12 protein-coding genes are annotated in these 17,560 nt (G+C 33.4%); 2 read left to right on the forward strand and 10 right to left on the reverse strand.

The window, feature by feature from the left end; genetic code table 11:
- Positions 1-43: 43 nt before the first annotated feature.
- The 9 genes from xrtN to argS all read right to left on the reverse strand — a co-directional run bounded on the left by xrtN (position 44) and on the right by argS (position 10,986).
- Complete coding sequence (gene xrtN, locus AC061C_RS02270) at positions 44-1,348, reverse strand: exosortase N (protein ID WP_478289852.1); 1,305 nt, start codon at positions 1,346-1,348, stop codon at positions 44-46.
- Positions 1,279-3,777: an XrtN-dependent VIT domain-containing protein gene (locus AC061C_RS02275; protein WP_478289853.1), complete on the reverse strand. Its 2,499-nt coding sequence runs from the start codon at positions 3,775-3,777 to the stop codon at positions 1,279-1,281. Before AC061C_RS02275 ends, xrtN begins: the two co-directional genes overlap by 70 nt.
- Before the next feature lie 64 nt (positions 3,778-3,841).
- Entirely contained in the window at positions 3,842-4,135 is a 294-nt protein-coding gene (locus tag AC061C_RS02280; RefSeq protein ID WP_417945710.1) for a winged helix-turn-helix domain-containing protein, read from the reverse strand.
- A gap of 2 nt (positions 4,136-4,137) precedes the next feature.
- Positions 4,138-4,752, reverse strand: coding sequence for a hypothetical protein (locus tag AC061C_RS02285; RefSeq protein WP_478289854.1), 615 nt, complete (start codon positions 4,750-4,752; stop codon positions 4,138-4,140).
- 92 nt (positions 4,753-4,844) lie between these two features.
- Positions 4,845-5,771 (reverse strand): magnesium transporter CorA family protein, encoded by a 927-nt coding sequence (locus tag AC061C_RS02290; protein WP_478289855.1) that lies wholly within the window; start codon positions 5,769-5,771, stop codon positions 4,845-4,847.
- Between the two features lie 221 nt (positions 5,772-5,992).
- A complete protein-coding gene (locus tag AC061C_RS02295; protein ID WP_417945716.1) occupies positions 5,993-6,874 on the reverse strand; it encodes a bifunctional 5,10-methylenetetrahydrofolate dehydrogenase/5,10-methenyltetrahydrofolate cyclohydrolase in 882 nt (293 codons plus the stop codon).
- 77 nt (positions 6,875-6,951) lie between these two features.
- Entirely contained in the window at positions 6,952-8,313 is a 1,362-nt protein-coding gene (gene ffh / locus AC061C_RS02300; RefSeq protein ID WP_309756915.1) for a signal recognition particle protein, read from the reverse strand.
- Positions 8,314-8,438: 125 nt separating this feature from the next.
- On the reverse strand, positions 8,439-9,155 hold the full coding sequence (locus AC061C_RS02305) for a hypothetical protein (RefSeq protein ID WP_478289856.1): 717 nt from the start codon (positions 9,153-9,155) through the stop codon (positions 8,439-8,441).
- 52 nt (positions 9,156-9,207) lie between these two features.
- Positions 9,208-10,986, reverse strand: coding sequence for an arginine--tRNA ligase (argS, locus tag AC061C_RS02310; protein WP_478289857.1), 1,779 nt, complete (start codon positions 10,984-10,986; stop codon positions 9,208-9,210).
- 294 nt (positions 10,987-11,280) lie between these two features.
- On the opposite strand from argS, the gene AC061C_RS02315 reads away from it, so the two are divergent.
- The gene (locus AC061C_RS02315; RefSeq protein ID WP_478289858.1) at positions 11,281-13,689 is read left to right on the forward strand and encodes a TonB-dependent receptor; all 2,409 of its coding nucleotides are present in this window, start codon (positions 11,281-11,283) and stop codon (positions 13,687-13,689) included.
- 110 nt (positions 13,690-13,799) lie between these two features.
- On the opposite strand, the gene AC061C_RS02320 is transcribed toward AC061C_RS02315, so the two are convergent.
- Entirely contained in the window at positions 13,800-14,807 is a 1,008-nt protein-coding gene (locus AC061C_RS02320) for a 3-oxoacyl-ACP synthase III family protein (protein ID WP_478289859.1), read from the reverse strand.
- Positions 14,808-15,094: 287 nt separating this feature from the next.
- Between AC061C_RS02320 and AC061C_RS02325 the strand changes: the two genes are divergently transcribed.
- Positions 15,095-17,506, forward strand: a complete 2,412-nt coding sequence (locus AC061C_RS02325; protein WP_478289860.1) for an alpha/beta hydrolase family protein — start codon at positions 15,095-15,097, stop codon at positions 17,504-17,506.
- Positions 17,507-17,560: the final 54 nt, after the last annotated feature.

Raw genomic sequence — 17,560 nt, forward strand, 5'->3', positions numbered from 1 at the left:
AAAAAATATATTTGAGACAACTTCTATTTTTACTCCAAAAACATTATAACAATCTACTCGTTTCATTTATCAATCGAATCGGCTGGTTATAAATCAATTTCATACACATTACTTCTAGAAATGAGGTGTATTTTTTCCCACCGCATTCATACCACCATAAGGATTGGTATTGAATATCATTTTTTTCCATTTTATTGAACCATATTTTTTCATTTTTAAAAAAAATCTCTTTGGATTCCATAATTGTGTAGCCATTTCCAGTCCAGCAAATCAGTGGTTTATGGGATGGTGTTTTGATATAAATGAGTTTATTTGGTGTAGCTATTTTAAATACCTCATCATTTACCCAAATACCATTTTTAATATTGTATTCTGGATTCAGGTTCGTCAATAAATTATCATTTTTTGGGTTTTTAACTTCCAGACTAGTTATAAATAGCATTACAAAAGTCAGAATAATTGGGATTCTTTTAGATTGAAAATTGGCGACTTCAATTTCATTTATTTTAGGTTTAAAATAGTTGATAATCAACACCATTGGAACCACTTGATATATCCCAAAACACAGTAAACCAACCAAATGATGTAATGTATTTTCTTGTGTACAATCTAAAATAATTAAAGTCACAATTCTGAAATAATTAGAAAATACATTCAATACAATCACAACAAAACAAAAAGTAACAATCGGCATAATACCAAAATATTTTTTTTGCTTTTTTTCTTCTAATGTTAATAAAATTGCTCCAGTTAATAAACCCGTTTTAAACATTGACAATCCCATACAAGCGGTATCAATTGTAATTTTGGCATTGTTGATATAAAAATTAACTCCTTCTATCCTATCCACAGTCATAAAGTTTTTTAAAGTTAAAAAAACTACATAACACAATCCTTGTTTAATTTCAGAAGTAAGATGTTCGAAAAATTTATTGAAAATTGTTGAAAATAATAAAAGACAAATAAAAGCCACAAAGGAAAATTTACCCGTAAAACTATAAAAAATCAAACATAAAAAGAGAATCAAGGATAAGAAATGTAATGATTTTGTACGCAATCTGTAACTTACAAACTCTAAAACAAAAATCAATGCCATTAACCAATAATTAATTTTGAAATTCGTTTTTCTGCTTCCAAAAACAAATAACAAAGCAGAAAAAACGATTCCAAAAAAATCATTGTCCAAACCAAAAAAGAGAACATTATAATTTATTACAAAGAGAGAGCAAATTGCAAAAATCCATATTCCTATTTTATATTCAGTTAACAAATTATACATTAGTTCAACATTTTTTGTTTTCTGTAATAAAAGAAAAGTGTCGTTAGTCCAATGATAATCAATAACCATTCGTGTGGTTCTGGAACTGCTCCATCATTATTTATTGAAGCATTTCCAAGCGTATTTACATTTTTTTCGATACCATTTTTCTTGTAATCTTCATCAGTTTCTAGAACAATCAAGGATGAAATTGGAGTAACTATATTGGCCTCTTTCGCTAAATCCACAAATTGGTTTTCCTTCAAAGAGTCGTTTTGTATAGTTACTTGTTCTTGTAAAACTTTGCCAAAAGCATACATTCTATAAATATGATTAGATCCAATATTTTGAATTTTTGAATCTATTTCCGTTTCCTGAATAGAAATATTTGCAGGTTCAACATTAATGGTATTTTTTAATGTTTTGAATTCTATAAATTGATTTTCTTTTATTAATTTCAAACAATTATTCAAATCAATTTTTAAATAAGAAACCATTTTTTGCTCTTTTACGGTTTGCCAAAATGGATTCAAGTTTTCTGATATATTAATTACTTTTATATTTTTTAGGTAAGTATTTGATTTTAATTTTTTCAAATAATCAGAGGTTTCTAATTCCTCAAAATTGGCAGAAATAGAACCACATTTGGTGATAACTAAACTATTTTTATTTAGATTATAAAATGGTAATAACGAATAAGTCAACTCTTCGAATTGGGCAAAAACTGTTTCATAATTGGCACTATTTATCGCTTGTTTTTGATTGTTATTCCACACAAAATAGTTGCTATTAGAATGATTTACTATTTTTTTAATTTCACTTGTTGTCCAGCTGCTGTTCAAATCCAAAATAATTTCGCTTGGATTGAAAGCTATCTTTTGTTTTTGAATTTCGTTGATTTTATACGCTTTATTTTTCCAAACAAAAGCAGTTGAAAATACTTTACTAGTTATTGGTAATTCGGCTTCCCATGCATCTAAACCTGTTGATTCGTTTGTATAAAAACCTTTTTCCAATTCAAACCTTTTACTAGTTACAAACTTTTCGTTACCTGCCATCTGAATTCTTGAAATGGTTTTGGCCCCATTTGTATTAGGTCCTTTAATGTCCAAACTTATGTAATTTATAGTGTTGTTCTCTACTTTTAACGGTGTAGTAAAGCCACATTTAAAAGTTCGGGGTAGATCATATCGTATTGGAAAAATACGAACCACTACTTTATTCCCTTCTCTCCATTGCATCAATGAAGGGTCTCGATATTCTACTCCTACAATTTGATTATAAGCTTTTTTTGCTTTTTCCTTGGTAGTCAAAACTCCTTTTCTTTCGATTCCATTTACCCATAATGACAAGGAAGTGGCTACTGCCCCTTCGGGTAGTTGAAACGAATATATAGCCTCTTTATCACCCCAACTTTTTTCTGCACAGGCGATATCCATAGTAATTTCGGTATATGCCAAACGATCATTTGCATAAATTTTCACGTCTTCTTTAATGTTTTTTGTAAACAAATCTTTGCCATCCCACAGTTGTTCTTCGGTCTCCAATCGTTTATTAAAATTAGATTTTAAAATATTTATTCTGTCATCTGCACTTAAATCTAGTCTTGACGTAAATAAAAAGGCAAGATTTATTATCGGATCATGTGTTTTTCTCTTATTATATTGTTTGTTATTTCCAAAAGAATCAAAACCTCTAAACTGAAAGAAATTATCAGAAGCAATATAAACTATATCCTTTTTGAGGAGAATTTCGTTAAAAAAATTAGGTTTTAGATTCTGTGAAATGGTAATGTATTGAGGTAAATCTGTATTTACTTTCTCAAAAGAATTGGTAACGGTATTTTTTGAAATCTTTTGACTTTCCCTATTTAATTCTACTGTAAAAATTGCAAAACCAATACAAACTATTCCGATTCCGATTCCAAAAGCAAATCCATTTTTTCTGTTTTCTATAAAGTTCTGAATCAAAATTACTGTATGAATGATAAGTACAATCATAGGTACAAGTCCATAAAAACCAAGTCCCAAAGCCAAAATACCAACACAAGAAATCGGCGCAAAAGGAATAAGATAAATGGCATAATATAAAATCAGTAAATATGAAATTCCGTTTGCAAAATAAAGCGCTGTATTTAAATACTTATGTTTGAAATTGCTATAAATTGCAAAATTTGATAAGCAAAACAAGAAAGTAACTACAAAAACCCAAATTGGTAAGTTTTCAAAAATATTAATAAAAACATTAGTGGAGAAGCAACCAATAAACCAATTTAGAAATAAAAAAGGTATAAGATGTTGGTATTTTTCTTTGTTTTTTAAGGCATTAAATGTAACAAGTACACCAAAAAGGAATTCAATTATAATGCTAAAAAAACATAAGACTTCGAGTTTTTCATAATCAAATTCGCTTCCTACCAGCGAACTTATGAGAAGTATAAGACTCAACAAAGTAACTACTATACTCGCTTTCACACCAATTTTTTTGGTAAAATCATTAATTTTAGTTTTAATTTTCATTGTTTTTTCTGTTTATATATTTAAAGTACTTTGTATTTCAAAGTGAAAAGTTAAAAAAAAAGGTTTATTTAGATTTGAATAATTTTTCAAGACTATTTAAGTGCGAAACAAAAGCTGCTCTACCCATATTGGTAACTCGATACGAGGTTTTTGGTTTTTTACCTACGAATTCCTTTTTTACTTCTATGTATCCAGACTTTTCTAATGAAGAAGAGTGGCTTGCTAGGTTTCCATCAGTAGTATTTAATAACGCTTTCATTTCTGTAAAGTCTATCCAATCGTTCACCATCAATACAGACATTAATCCTAATCGGATTCGACTTTCGAAATCTTTATTTAATTTATCGATAATACCCATGATTATCTATATTTTTTAAACATAATCGTTCCGTAAACTATGTGTAGAATTCCAAAACCAAGGGTCCAAAAAACCAATCCATATCCTAGAAAAAATAAAGAAACACTGCCAATAAATAATTGAAAGTAACCTAAATACTGAATATCTGAGTAGGTATACTTACCTGCATTTACCAACGCTAATCCGTAAAAAAGTAAAGTAGATGGCGCTAATAAGACAAAAAGACCATGAAATATTAAGGCCAAGCAAAAGACGCCACCAACTACTAAAGGAATTGCTAAGTGCAAAAGCATCACTTTTGTGGTGGATGTCCAGATTGGTAAATTATTTTTTTTACTCTTTTTAAAAGTGAATAGAAATCCAGAAAGAAGCGCAAGAACTAAAATTACAATCCCAACTACAATTAGTTTGTCAATCAAATCATCACTGTACACTTTCTCCAATCCATCAAAATAAGACATCTCATTTGACTCAAACAAAAAAGCAACATAACCCGCACCAAGTAGCGCAAAGATTCCTGCGAAAACACCTGACAATCCGCTAAGGGAAATAAACCTTGATGAACGCTCCATCATGGAACGAATGTGAACTAAATCTTCGTGACTATTTTGACTCATAATAAAAGTACTTTGAAATACAAAGTTACATGTTTAAATGAATAATCCAAGAAAAGGAAGAAGAAAAAATAAAATTATTTAAACAATGTTTCTCAAAACCATTTTTTCTTTTTGAACAAAAATACTCCAAAGCACGAAAGCATAATAGAAACGGCAATCACAATCCAGATCCCGTACCTATTATTCTCTAAAGCATTGGGTACATTCATTCCGTATAAACTAGCAATCAAGGTTGGAATCATCAGGATAATCGAAATCGAAGTCATTTGCTTCATAATCGTATTCATATTATTCGAAATCACAGAAGCATACGCATCCATTGTTCCCGTTAGTATGTCGCTGTAAATATTAGTAGTTTCCTGCGCTTGACGCAATTCAATTTCTACATCTTCCAGCAAATCCAAATCAAAATGTTCTTTTTGGGATTTTATATTCTTGATTCGGTGCAATAAAATATCATTCCCTTTCAATGAAGTCATAAAAAATACCAAGCATTTCTCAATTTGAAGCAACGCTTGTAGTTCCTCGTTCTTGATCGATTTTTCAAGATTATCCTCGGCCAATTTTATTTTTTGATTGACTTGCTTGAGGTATTTCAAAAACCAAACACTCGATGACAATAGTAGTTTCAATACTAAATCAAAATTATCTTTGATATTTATGTTTTTCCGATTGGTATAAATCACAAAATCTGTAAGCATTTCTGTTTGATGAAAACTGATGGTAATGCAAACTTCACCTTTAAACACAACTCCAACAGGAATGGTATGAAAGGGCAATTTTACATCGTTGCTTTTCACCGGAATTCGCATAATAATCAACGTCCAACCATTTTCAATTTCTATCCTTGGTCTTTCGTCAATGTCTTCGATATCGTTATAAAATGCTTCTGGAATTTGTAATTCTTCTAGTAAATATTTTTTCTCTGCTTCGGTAGGACATTCTATATTAATCCAGCAGTTTGGAGTCCATTCAGGAATGGCAAATAATCCGTTATTGTTTTTGTAAAAAGCTCTCATTTCAAAATTCTATAGGTTTAGGTATAGCCTCTTGAAAACTGTTCAAGTGCTATATTAATTTAACATTTCCGAATAATAATCGTCCATTATCAATTTCTTTAAGTGTTGCAAAAGTATTCTTTAAAATAAGATACAAAGCATTAATTCTTTTATTTAAGTTCTTCTTAAGACAAAAAAAAGCCTCAAATATAATTTAAGGCTTACTTTTCAAACAATTTATTTTATTTATTTCTTTTCATCTCTCTTGCTAGTAGGGTATTTTTCAACAACATCGCAATTGTCATAGGCCCTACTCCACCTGGAACTGGCGTAATAAAAGATGCTTTTTCACTAACCTGATCAAAATCGACATCACCCGTAATCACATACCCTTTTGCATTCGTTTCATCGGGAACGCGTGTAATACCAACGTCAATGACTACAACGCCCTCTTTTACCATATTTGCCTTTAAATAGTTAGGAACACCCAAAGCGGTAATAATAATATCTGCCTGAACAGTAATTTCTTCAATATTTTTAGTGTAGCTGTGTGTAAGGGTAACAGTCGAATTCCCTGGAAAGCCTTTTCTACCCATCAAAATGCTCATTGGGCGACCCACAATATGGCTGCGTCCAATAACTACGGTATGCTTTCCTTTGGTTTCCACGCCATAACGCTCTAGTAATTCTAAAATTCCGAAAGGTGTCGCAGGAATAAAGGTAGTCATGTCTAATGCCATTTTTCCGAAGTTCTCCGGGTGAAATCCATCGACATCTTTACTAGGATCAACGGCCATTAATACTTTTTGCTCATCAATTTGTTCTGGAAGTGGCAACTGAACAATAAAACCATCGATTTCATCATTTTCATTCAGTTCCTTAATCTTTTTCAGCAATTCGATTTCAGTCGTAGTACTTGGCATTTTGACTAGTGTAGATTCAAAACCTACTCTTTCGCAGGCTTTCACTTTACTTCCTACATAAGTTAAACTGGCACCATCATTCCCTACTATAAGCGCTGCTAAATGGGGAACTTTCTCGCCTTTGTCTTTCATTTTTTGGACCTCAACAGCAATTTCGCTCTTGATGTCTTCTGCTGTTTTTTTTCCGTCTAGTAGTTGCATTGTTGTTTGTTTAATATATTAAAGCCGAAAGTCTTAAAATCATTGCGACTTTAAGACTTTCGGTTTTTGACTCTTATTTATTTCATTCCTGGCATTCCGTTTGGCATTCCGCCTTTCATTCCGCCCATCATTTTCATGAGGTTTTTTCCTCCTGGCCCTTGCATCATTTTCATCATCTTGCTCATCTGATCAAACTGTTTCATCAACTGATTTACTTGCTCAATTTTGGTTCCAGAACCCTTTGCAATTCTTGCCTTTCTTTTGACATCAATCAAAGCAGGCTTACTTCTTTCTATTGGCGTCATAGAATGGATAATAGCTTCAATGTGTTTGAAGGCATCGTCTTCAATCTCGACATCTTTCATGGCCTTTGAAGCACCAGGTATCATTCCTACCAAGTCTTTCATGTTACCCATTTTCTTTACTTGTTGAATTTGAGAAAGAAAATCATCAAAGCCAAACTCATTTTTAGCAATTTTCTTTTGGATTTTTCTGGCTTCTTCTTCATCAAATTGTTCTTGTGCCCTTTCTACCAAAGACACGACATCTCCCATCCCTAGGATTCTTTCGGCCATACGAATAGGATAGAACACATCAATTGCATCCATTTTTTCGCCTGTACCAACAAACTTAATTGGTTTGTTTACAATCGTTTTAATCGAAAGTGCCGCTCCACCGCGTGTATCACCATCTAATTTTGTTAAGATTACCCCATCAAAATTCAACCTATCGTTAAAAGCTTTTGCTGTATTTACCGCATCTTGACCTGTCATTGCATCTACAACAAACAAGGTTTCATTTGGCTGAATCGCTTTATGAACGCGTTCAATCTCGTTCATCATTTCCTCATCTACGGCCAAACGACCTGCAGTATCCACGATGACAACATTAAATCCATTTGCCTTAGCATGTTTGATTGCGTTTTGAGCAATTTCAACTGGATTTTTATTTTCAGGCTCTGAATACACCTCAACACCTATAGAATCTCCTACTACATATAATTGCTGAATAGCAGCAGGACGGTATATATCACATGCTACTAATAGTGGTTTTTTGTTCTTTTTTGTCAAAAGATAATTAGCCAATTTTCCAGAAAAAGTCGTTTTTCCTGAACCTTGCAAACCAGACATTAAGATAACCGATGGATTTCCAGAAAGATTAATTCCGGCTACATCACCACCCATCAATTCTGTCAATTCATCTTTTACTAACTTCACCAATAATTGTCCTGGTTGAAGCGTAGTCAATACATCCTGACCAATCGCTTTTTCTTTTACTTTGGTGGTAAAATCTTTGGCAATTTTAAAATTAACATCGGCGTCAAGCAAAGCACGACGCACTTCCTTCAAGGTTTCTGCTACATTTACCTCAGTAATTTTTCCGTGACCTTTAAGTATATGAAAGGCTTTATCTAGTTTATCGCTTAAATTATCGAACATAGTATTGATTTATTTTGAGATGCAAATTTAGGCATTTGATTTTGAAGTTTAAATAGTATTATAAATAAAAAGAGGCTGTCTTATTAAGATAGCCTCTTTTATTACAAAATCAATCCAATTGAAGATTAATCCTTATCGTCTAAATCTGTTTCCTGTTCTAGTAAATCTTTTATGAAGTCTCCAATATCATTGTGACTATCATCAGTACCTGTACTAATTTCGATAACTCCGTCTCCATCGGTATCTAACAATAAGCCTTGGTTTGCCAAAGTTGCTAGTTTATTCATCAAAGCATCTAGCTGAATTTTAATATTTAAAGAAATATCATTACCATTTATTGTGAAATCTTTGTTATTGTCTTCAAAATCCAATTCAAGTTCGGCATCCTCATCGCTCCAGATCATAAATGGTTTCCCATTTATGGTTCCTTTAATCAAATACGTTTTGCCATTCATTTCGCCAACTACAGTTGACTTTTCGAAATTAAATTCGATTTCCTCATATCGCGCATTCGGAACATTTACAGAGGTAATAAACGGACTTAACGTTAGGTTTGGATCAAGCAAATCCAATAAAAAAGGCCCAACAAGTTTAACGTCATCATATATGGGATCAGTACTGTACATCGCATCATCCATGTCGGTTTCAAATTCGATATTTCCAATATTAATCTTAAAATCAGTCAAAACTACTGTAGAGGCAGCCGTACGCGCAGTTAAAGAAGTCTTACCTGTTGTGGACACCGCAGAGGCTTTCAAGGTTACATTCCCGTCTGTACTGGAATCATTTGTACAAGAACTTATTACAAGTGCAAGTAACGCTATAATTGAAATTCTTTTCATGGTGGTATTTTTAAATTATTATATAATTGTTAACGCAAAAAAAATGCTATTATTACATTCTTTCTGGTACATCAATACCTAGTAACTTAAATGATGCCGCAATCGTATCTGCCACTTTTTTAGACAATTGAACTCTGAAAATCTTTTTCTCTAAATCGTCTTCGCCTAAAATTGGAACTGCTTGGTAGAAAGAATTGTATTCTCGAACTAAATCATAGGTGAAATTAGCCAATAAAGCCGGACTGTAATGTTGCGCTGCATTTTGAATTACCTCAGGAAATAATTCCAATTGCTTGACCAATTCTTTTTCCTTTTCATGAAGCACTTTTATATCTGCTGTATTTGAATAATCAAAATTCGCTTTACGGATAATAGATTGAATTCTGGCATACGTATATTGTATAAACGGCCCAGTATTTCCAGCAAAATCAACTGACTCTTCAGGATTAAATAGGATTCGTTTTTTTGGGTCTACTTTCAGAATGTAATATTTTAAAGCTCCTAGACCAATTGTACTGTATAATTTTGATTTTTCCTCTGGAGAATAGGAGTCTAATTTCCCTAAATCTTCGGAAATTTTTTGTGCAGTATCTGTCATTTCTTGCATCAAATCATCGGCATCAACAACGGTACCCTCACGACTTTTCATTTTACCCGATGGCAAATCTACCATACCGTAGGATAAGTGAAATAAGTTTTTAGACCAATCAAAACCTAATTTTTTCAAGATTAAAAACAATACTTTAAAATGGTAATCTTGTTCATTCCCAACCGTATATACCATTCCGCCCACATCCGGATAATCCTTTACACGTTGAATGGCCGTTCCAATATCCTGCGTCATATACACCGCAGTACCATCGGAGCGCAATACAATTTTACGATCCAAACCTTCATCAGTCAAATCAATCCATACCGAACCGTCTGGGTCTTTTTCGAAAACGCCTTTATCCAAACCTATTTGCACCACATCTTTTCCGAGCAAATACGTATTACTTTCGTAATAAAATGCATCAAAATCGACACCTAAATTTTTATACGTGATAGCAAAACCATCATACACCCATTGATTCATGGTTTTCCAAAGCGAAAGTACCGATTCATCACCAGATTCCCATTTTAGTAGCATATCTTGGGCTTCCAGAATAATCGGAGCTTGTTTTTTAGCTTCTTCTTCGGTTTTACCAGCACTCATTAATTGCGCTATTTCTTCTTTATACGCTTTATCAAAAACTACATAATAATTACCAACTAATTTATCTCCTTTTAAACCTGAAGATTCTGGCGTTTGTCCGTTTCCGAATTTTTGCCAAGCCAACATCGATTTGCAAATATGAATTCCTCTATCGTTAATGATTTGCGTTTTATATACTTTTTTTCCCGAAGCCTTGATGATTTCAGCAACAGAATATCCTAAAAGATTATTACGAACGTGCCCAAGATGCAAGGGTTTATTAGTATTTGGAGAAGAATATTCGACCATAACTGCTTTGTCATTTACCGAAGGCGTCACAAAACCAAAAGCAGGATCGTCTTTTATCGTTTTAAAGTAATCCAAATAATATACATCAGAAATAACAATATTCAAAAAGCCAGAAACTACATTAAAACGACTTACCGTAGCAACGTTTTCGACTAGATAGTTACCTATTTTTGTTCCTAATTCTACTGGGTTGCTTTTTACAACTTTCAACAACGGAAAAATAACCATTGTGATATCGCCTTCAAATTCTTTACGCGTAGTTTGAAACTCTATTTTATCAATAGTGACGTCAAATAAAACGTGTATTGCTTTTTCAATTGCGGGTTTCAGCATTTGTTGTAATGTCATTTTGTGTTTTTATTTTAAGATTGCAAAGATAGTCATATTGCAGGAATTTGGAAAATTGGAAATTGAGATAATTTACACCTGTAAATGAAGTAATTATACCACATCAAGAGCGGTTTTTACGAATTATTTAATAATTGATGTAACAATTTCCTGCCTCAACAGTCTATTACGTACCAATTCATCACTGGGTATTTGTTAAAATATGTCAAACAGTATTAAAAAAGGTATTATGTTTAGCATAGTATCATATAAAACAATATATTTGCACCATCAATCATTTAAATCAAATCAATCATGAAATTAAAATTAATTTTAATCTGCTTTATCGGAACGTTGTTTTCGATGCAGGCACAAACTTCGGTCAAACCGGTAATGCTCGAGAATTCTGGAATGATATCTGGAAAAATAATCGACAAAAAAACAAATGAACCCTTACCGTATGTCAATATTGTAATAAAGGAAAACAGCAAAGTGGTAACTGGTGGCATCACATCTGACAAAGGTACTTTTCAAATAAAAAATTTAGCCGTAAAAGATTATACTATTGAAATTCAATTTATTGGTTACAAAACAATTTTACAGAACGCTAAACTAACCGAAAACAGCAACCTCAACTTGAATACTATTGCACTCGAAGAGGATGCCATTCAACTTAAAGGAGTTGAAATTGTAAGCGAAAAATCTTCCATCGAGCAAAAAATTGATCGTAAAGTGATCAATGTTGGAAAAGATCTTATTTCTGCTGGCGCAACTGCCTCAGAAATCATGAACAATATCCCCTCTGTAAACGTAGATCAAGACGGAAAATTATCGTTGCGCGGTAATGAAAACGTGCGAGTTCTAATTGATGGCCGTCCCAGCAATATTGAAGCTTCGCAATTGTTAAAACAAATTCCATCGGCATCTATCAAAAAAATAGAATTAATTACCAATCCAAGTGCCAAATACAATCCAGAAGGAATGTCTGGAATTATTAATATTGTCCTACATAAAAACGCTACCGATGGGTTTAATGCAAGCATCAATACTGGTTTGACATTTGCAAGAACTCCTAAAATTAGTAATTCAACTAATATGAATTACCGAACTGGGAAAGTGAACTTCTTTTCTACTTATGGAAATAATTTTGGGAAAAAATTTAATGAAGGCCTAATTTCGAGACTAGATGATGATTCTAAACAACTATTTGATATCCGAAACAATGACAAATCACACTTGTTAAAATTTGGAATGGATTATTACATCAATGATAAAAATACGCTCTCTGTTTATACCAATCAAAACAAAGTGAATAGTGATAACAACATAGACGTGAATATCATGAATCCAGATGCTACTGACAATATCATACAAAAATCGAATTATAAATCTGATAACAGTGACGGAACGTACAATTTAGCTTTCAAACATTTGACTAAAAAAGAAGGCGAAACATTAGATTTAGAAATCAATCACAGTATATATTCAGAAAAACAAAAAGGTTACTTCCAGACCCTTTTTAATGATCCTATCTTCACAAATAGTAGCTATACCGATCAACTTATTGACAAAAGACAAAACTCCACCATTAATTTAGATTATGTAAATCCACTGAGTGAAAAATCAAAATTAGAGCTTGGTGCTGAAAGCAGAATCATTCGTACAGAAAACAACTACGATACCAGCAATAGTTCTTTGTCCAACTCAAATTACACGTATGACTTAGACATTCATTCTGCTTATGTTACTTTTGGACAAAAATTCACAAAAATAGGATATCAGCTTGGCGGTCGTTTTGAAAGCTACAATGTACGCGCCAAACTGAATGGTGCAACGGCATTCAACGATGATTATATAACTGTTTATCCATCGGCTTCGATGACTTTTTCTCCAAACGAAAAAAATCAATTTCAAATGAGTTATAGTCGTCGTGTAGATCGACCAGGATTAGAACAAACTAAACCGATTCGTGAGTTTAGTACTCCAAGAGTAACTTCTGTTGGAAATCCCGAATTAGAGCCTCAATTTACGAATTCATTAGAATTAAATTATACTAAAACCATCAAAAAAGGAACTATTACCACAGGCGTTTTTGTACGATCAATAAATAATGAAATCAACAGAATCATTTATCCTGATCCTCAAAATACAGAAAACCAAATTTTGAGTTTTGACAATTTTGATACCAACACTTCATTTGGTTTTGAAATATCTTCTAATTATAAAATTACAAAATGGTGGGATATTCAACCTGCAATAGATTTTTCTAGTATCAAACAAAAGGGATTAATTTCTGTACAAAATACTAATACCAACTCTTTTGAATTAGTACGTAAAGAGGTAAATGCAGAGGCTTTCAACGCCCGTTTAAATAGTAATTTTAAAGCCACAAAAAACCTGCGTTTCTTATTGTTTGGTTTTTATAGATCTGGTGTTGACGGAATACAATTTAACGGAAAAAAAATGTATAAAATAGATGCGGGAGGACGTTATTCATTCTTAAATGATAAAGCTACCGTAAGTCTTCGTTTCAACGATGTATTCAACACGATGAAAGCTGGTTTTGATGGTGCAAATCCGTATCCGCTTCGAGGACAATTTACATGGGAAAGTCAATCTGTTTACTTAGGTTTTAATTATATGTTTGGAGCTGGGAAAAGCAAAAGTCTGCAACGCAAACAAAGAGATAACGACACCAATAAAGGGGGCGGAGGATTGTTTTAAAAATAAATTATTGAATTTGTTATAGTAGTTAATTACCAAAAGAAAACCCCGGAGTTTGCCAACTTCGGGGTTTTTCGATTTGAAACTATTTTTTTAATCTAGAGTACTTTTTACCATTTTATTATGGCACTTCCCCAGGTAAAACCACTACCAAATGCAGCCAAAACAACCGTATCTCCTGATTTTATTTTTCCTTGCTCCCATGCTTCTGTCAATGCAATTGGAATAGAAGCTGCAGTAGTATTTCCGTATTTTTGAATGTTATTGTATACTTGATCGTCTGTCAAATTGAATTTCTTTTGGATAAACTGTGAAATACGTAAGTTCGCTTGATGCGGAATCAACATATCAATATCAGATACCTGTAAATTATTAGCTTGCAAACCTTCATTGATTACTTCACTAAAACGAACGACTGCGTTTTTAAATACGAACTGTCCGTTCATGTACGGGAAATAACTTTCATCATCTGGATCATTGTCTGCCAAAATATCTGTAATCCAACGGCCTCCCATTCCTGGAGCTTTTACAATTAATTCCTCGGCATGTTGCCCTTCAGAATGTAAATGTGTCGATAAAATTCCTTTGGTCAGATCTTCTTCTCTACTCAAAATAGCAGCTCCTGCACCATCACCAAAAATCACTGAAACACCACGTCCGCGGGTAGTCATGTCTAATCCTGTAGAGTGTACTTCAGATCCAATAACCAATATGTTTTTATACATACCCGTTTTAATATATTGATCAGCCACCGAGATTGCGTATATAAATCCAGAACATTGATTTCTTACATCTAACGCACCAACTGTTTTTAATCCTAAATCGCGTTGTACTAAAACTCCTGGACCTGGAAAATAATAATCAGGGCTAAGGGTAGCAAAAACAACAAAATCAATATCTTCTTTTGCAATTCCAGCGCGCTCAATAGCAATTTCAGCAGCTTTCACTCCCATTGAGGTAGTGGTATCTTCTCCTTTTATAATGTGACGTCGTTCTTGAATCCCGGTACGCTCTTGAATCCATTCATCATTGGTATCTATAATTTTTGACAAATCCTCATTTGTCACTACGTTTTCGGGAACATAATAACCCAATCCCGCTATTTTTGAATGGTACATACTATTGTTATTTTATTAAAATCAGATTGCAAATTTAAAACATACTCTAAAATAAGAGGCGCTAAATTACCACTTTTTTAGCAATTTACAATTTTTTACCATTTTGCAGTACTTTATATCAGTTGAAACAAAGGAATAAACTACCGTACAATAAAAATAGTTCTGCCCCAACCAGAAGAAAACAGATCAAAAGTTAAAAAAAAGTAAATATTTTCAAATGTAACTAAGTTGCTTTATTTTAGTACCCTTATACCAACCCTTAATGCTAATTTAAAATCATTCAAATTATGAAATTGAAGATCTCATTGTTTTTTCTTCTTGGACTGAGCCTAACCAGTTTTGCGCAAGAAAACCTTTCCTACCAAAAACCTTCTGCATCTATACTAGAACTGGCAGATTATGAAAGAGCGCCTTCGGTATCGATGGATACCAAAAAAGAATATATGTTGTTGACCTACAGAAATACCTATAAGTCACTCGACGATTTGAATCAAGATGAATTGCGTTTGGGTGGATTGCGTATCAATCCAATCACCAATATTTCTAGCGCTGTAACCTACGTGAACAACTTAAAAATACGCAAAATAAAAGATAGTAACGAGATGCAAGTAGCTGGATTACCAGAAAACCCTCGCATCAGTAACATTGCTTGGTCGCCAGATGATACTAAAATATCCTTTTCGCACACGACTGCAACTGGTGTTGAACTTTGGGTGATTGAAGTGGCTTCGGCTAAAGCCAAAAAATTGACTGAGGCTATGGTCAATGCCAATATCGGAAATCCGTTTAGTTGGTTGAACGACAATGCCACGATTTTAGTAAAAATGCTTCCTAAAAACAGAGCGGCTTTATTGGACGCAAAAAAAGATTTACCAACTGGACCGATTATCTCGAATGCTGATGGTGCCAAATCTCAAAACAGAACGTATCCAGACATGTTGAAAAACAAGAACGACGAGGCTAACTTTGAGAATATCATGACCTCTGAATTGTATAAAGTAACGCTAGATGGTACTGCAACTTTATTCAAAAAAGCAGATATGTATGCAGGGGAAAGCTTCTCGCCTGATGGCAATTACATTATGTTGACCACCATTAAAAAACCATTCTCCTATATCGTTCCTTTGAGTCGATTTCCGTCAAAATCGGTGATTTGTGATAAAAACGGTCAAGAAATCAAAGTAGTCAATGAAGTACCGCTAACTGAAATTATCCCAAAAGGTTTTATGGCAGTTCGAAAAGGCAAAAGAAACATGAGCTGGAGAGCAGATAAACCAGCTACTTTAGTCTATGCCGAAGCTTTAGACGGCGGAGATCCTGCAACTAAAGTAGATTTTAGAGATGAAGTTTTTCTTTGGAACGCACCGTTTGATGCCGCAGCAACTACATTGGTAAAAACACCACAACGCTATTCAGGGATCATTTGGGGAAATGACAATACTGCCATCGTATCAGATGAATGGTACGACACTCGAAATACAAAAACGTATTTGATAAACCCATCAAATCCGAGTCAAGCTCCAAAAGTTATTTTCGACAGAAACTCCCAAGATGTGTATTCCGATCCTGGAAATTTTGAAACTAGAAAAAACCAATACAACCGCTATGTTTTAGCGATCGAAAATAACAATGCCTATTTAATTGGACAAGGATTTACAAAAAATGGACAATTTCCGTTTATAAGCGAATTCAATTTAAAAACAGCACAAGCAAAACGTTTGTACACTTCGACATACACCGATAAAAAAGAAGATGTAATAGAAATTGAGGACTTCAAGAAAGGAACTGTTTTAGTACAAATTCAATCTAAGAACGAATATCCGAATTACTATTTGAGAAACATTTTCCAAAAAAACAAATTAACTCCGATAACCACATTCAAAAATCCGTTTGAAAGCATCAAAAACGTGAGCAAAGAAGTGATTAAATACAAACGTAAAGATGGTGTAGAGTTATCTGGAACTTTATATTTACCCGTTGGATATGATAAGACCAAAAAAGAAAAGATGCCTTTGTTGATTTGGGCTTACCCAGCAGAATACAAAGACAAAAATTCTGCAGGGCAGAGTACGCAAAACCCAAATGAATTCACGTTTCCTAATTATGGTTCGTTTGTGTATTGGGTAACCAAGGGCTATGTTGTACTGGATGATGCTGCTTTTCCTATTATTGGCGAAGGAACAACAGAACCAAACGATAATTTTATTACGCAATTAGTTGATAATGCCGAGGCAGCAATCAATGCAGTAGATGCTTTAGGTTACATTAACAGAAAAAAAGTAGCCGTTGGTGGTCACTCGTATGGTGCCTTTATGACCGCTAATTTATTGACACATTCTAACCTTTTTGCATGCGGAATCGCTCGAAGTGGTGCCTACAATAGAACGTTGACACCTTTTGGTTTCCAAATGGAACAACGTAATTACTGGGAAACTCCTGAAGTGTACAACACAATGTCGCCATTTATGAATGCGGACAAAATGAAAACGCCAATGCTTTTAGTGCACGGTGAAGCTGATAATAATCCTGGAACTTTTACCTTGCAAACAGAACGTTATTTTCAAGCACTAAAAGGTTTAGGTGCTCCTGCACGAATGGTAATTCTGCCAAAAGAAGCGCACGGTTATGTAACCAAAGAAAATATTTTACACTTGCTTTGGGAACAAGATCAGTTCTTAGAAAAATATTTGAAGAATTAAAGCTTTAGTTAGTGAGTAGTCAATTAGTAAGTAGTGAGTAGTCTCTCGTGACAA

The sequence above is a fragment of the Flavobacterium sp. GNP010 genome (assembly GCF_056428945.1).

Coding starts and splice junctions, on each gene's coding strand:
- xrtN (WP_478289852.1), bottom strand. CDS start 1,348: ATGGTTATTGATTATCATTGGACTAACGACACTTTTCTTTTATTACAG.
- AC061C_RS02275 (WP_478289853.1), bottom strand. CDS start 3,777: ATGAAAATTAAAACTAAAATTAATGATTTTACCAAAAAAATTGGTGTG.
- AC061C_RS02280 (WP_417945710.1), bottom strand. CDS start 4,135: ATGGGTATTATCGATAAATTAAATAAAGATTTCGAAAGTCGAATCCGA.
- AC061C_RS02285 (WP_478289854.1), bottom strand. CDS start 4,752: ATGAGTCAAAATAGTCACGAAGATTTAGTTCACATTCGTTCCATGATG.
- AC061C_RS02290 (WP_478289855.1), bottom strand. CDS start 5,771: ATGAGAGCTTTTTACAAAAACAATAACGGATTATTTGCCATTCCTGAA.
- AC061C_RS02295 (WP_417945716.1), bottom strand. CDS start 6,874: ATGCAACTACTAGACGGAAAAAAAACAGCAGAAGACATCAAGAGCGAA.
- ffh (WP_309756915.1), bottom strand. CDS start 8,313: ATGTTCGATAATTTAAGCGATAAACTAGATAAAGCCTTTCATATACTT.
- AC061C_RS02305 (WP_478289856.1), bottom strand. CDS start 9,155: ATGAAAAGAATTTCAATTATAGCGTTACTTGCACTTGTAATAAGTTCT.
- argS (WP_478289857.1), bottom strand. CDS start 10,986: ATGACATTACAACAAATGCTGAAACCCGCAATTGAAAAAGCAATACAC.
- AC061C_RS02315 (WP_478289858.1), top strand. CDS start 11,281: ATGAAATTAAAATTAATTTTAATCTGCTTTATCGGAACGTTGTTTTCG.
- AC061C_RS02320 (WP_478289859.1), bottom strand. CDS start 14,807: ATGTACCATTCAAAAATAGCGGGATTGGGTTATTATGTTCCCGAAAAC.
- AC061C_RS02325 (WP_478289860.1), top strand. CDS start 15,095: ATGAAATTGAAGATCTCATTGTTTTTTCTTCTTGGACTGAGCCTAACC.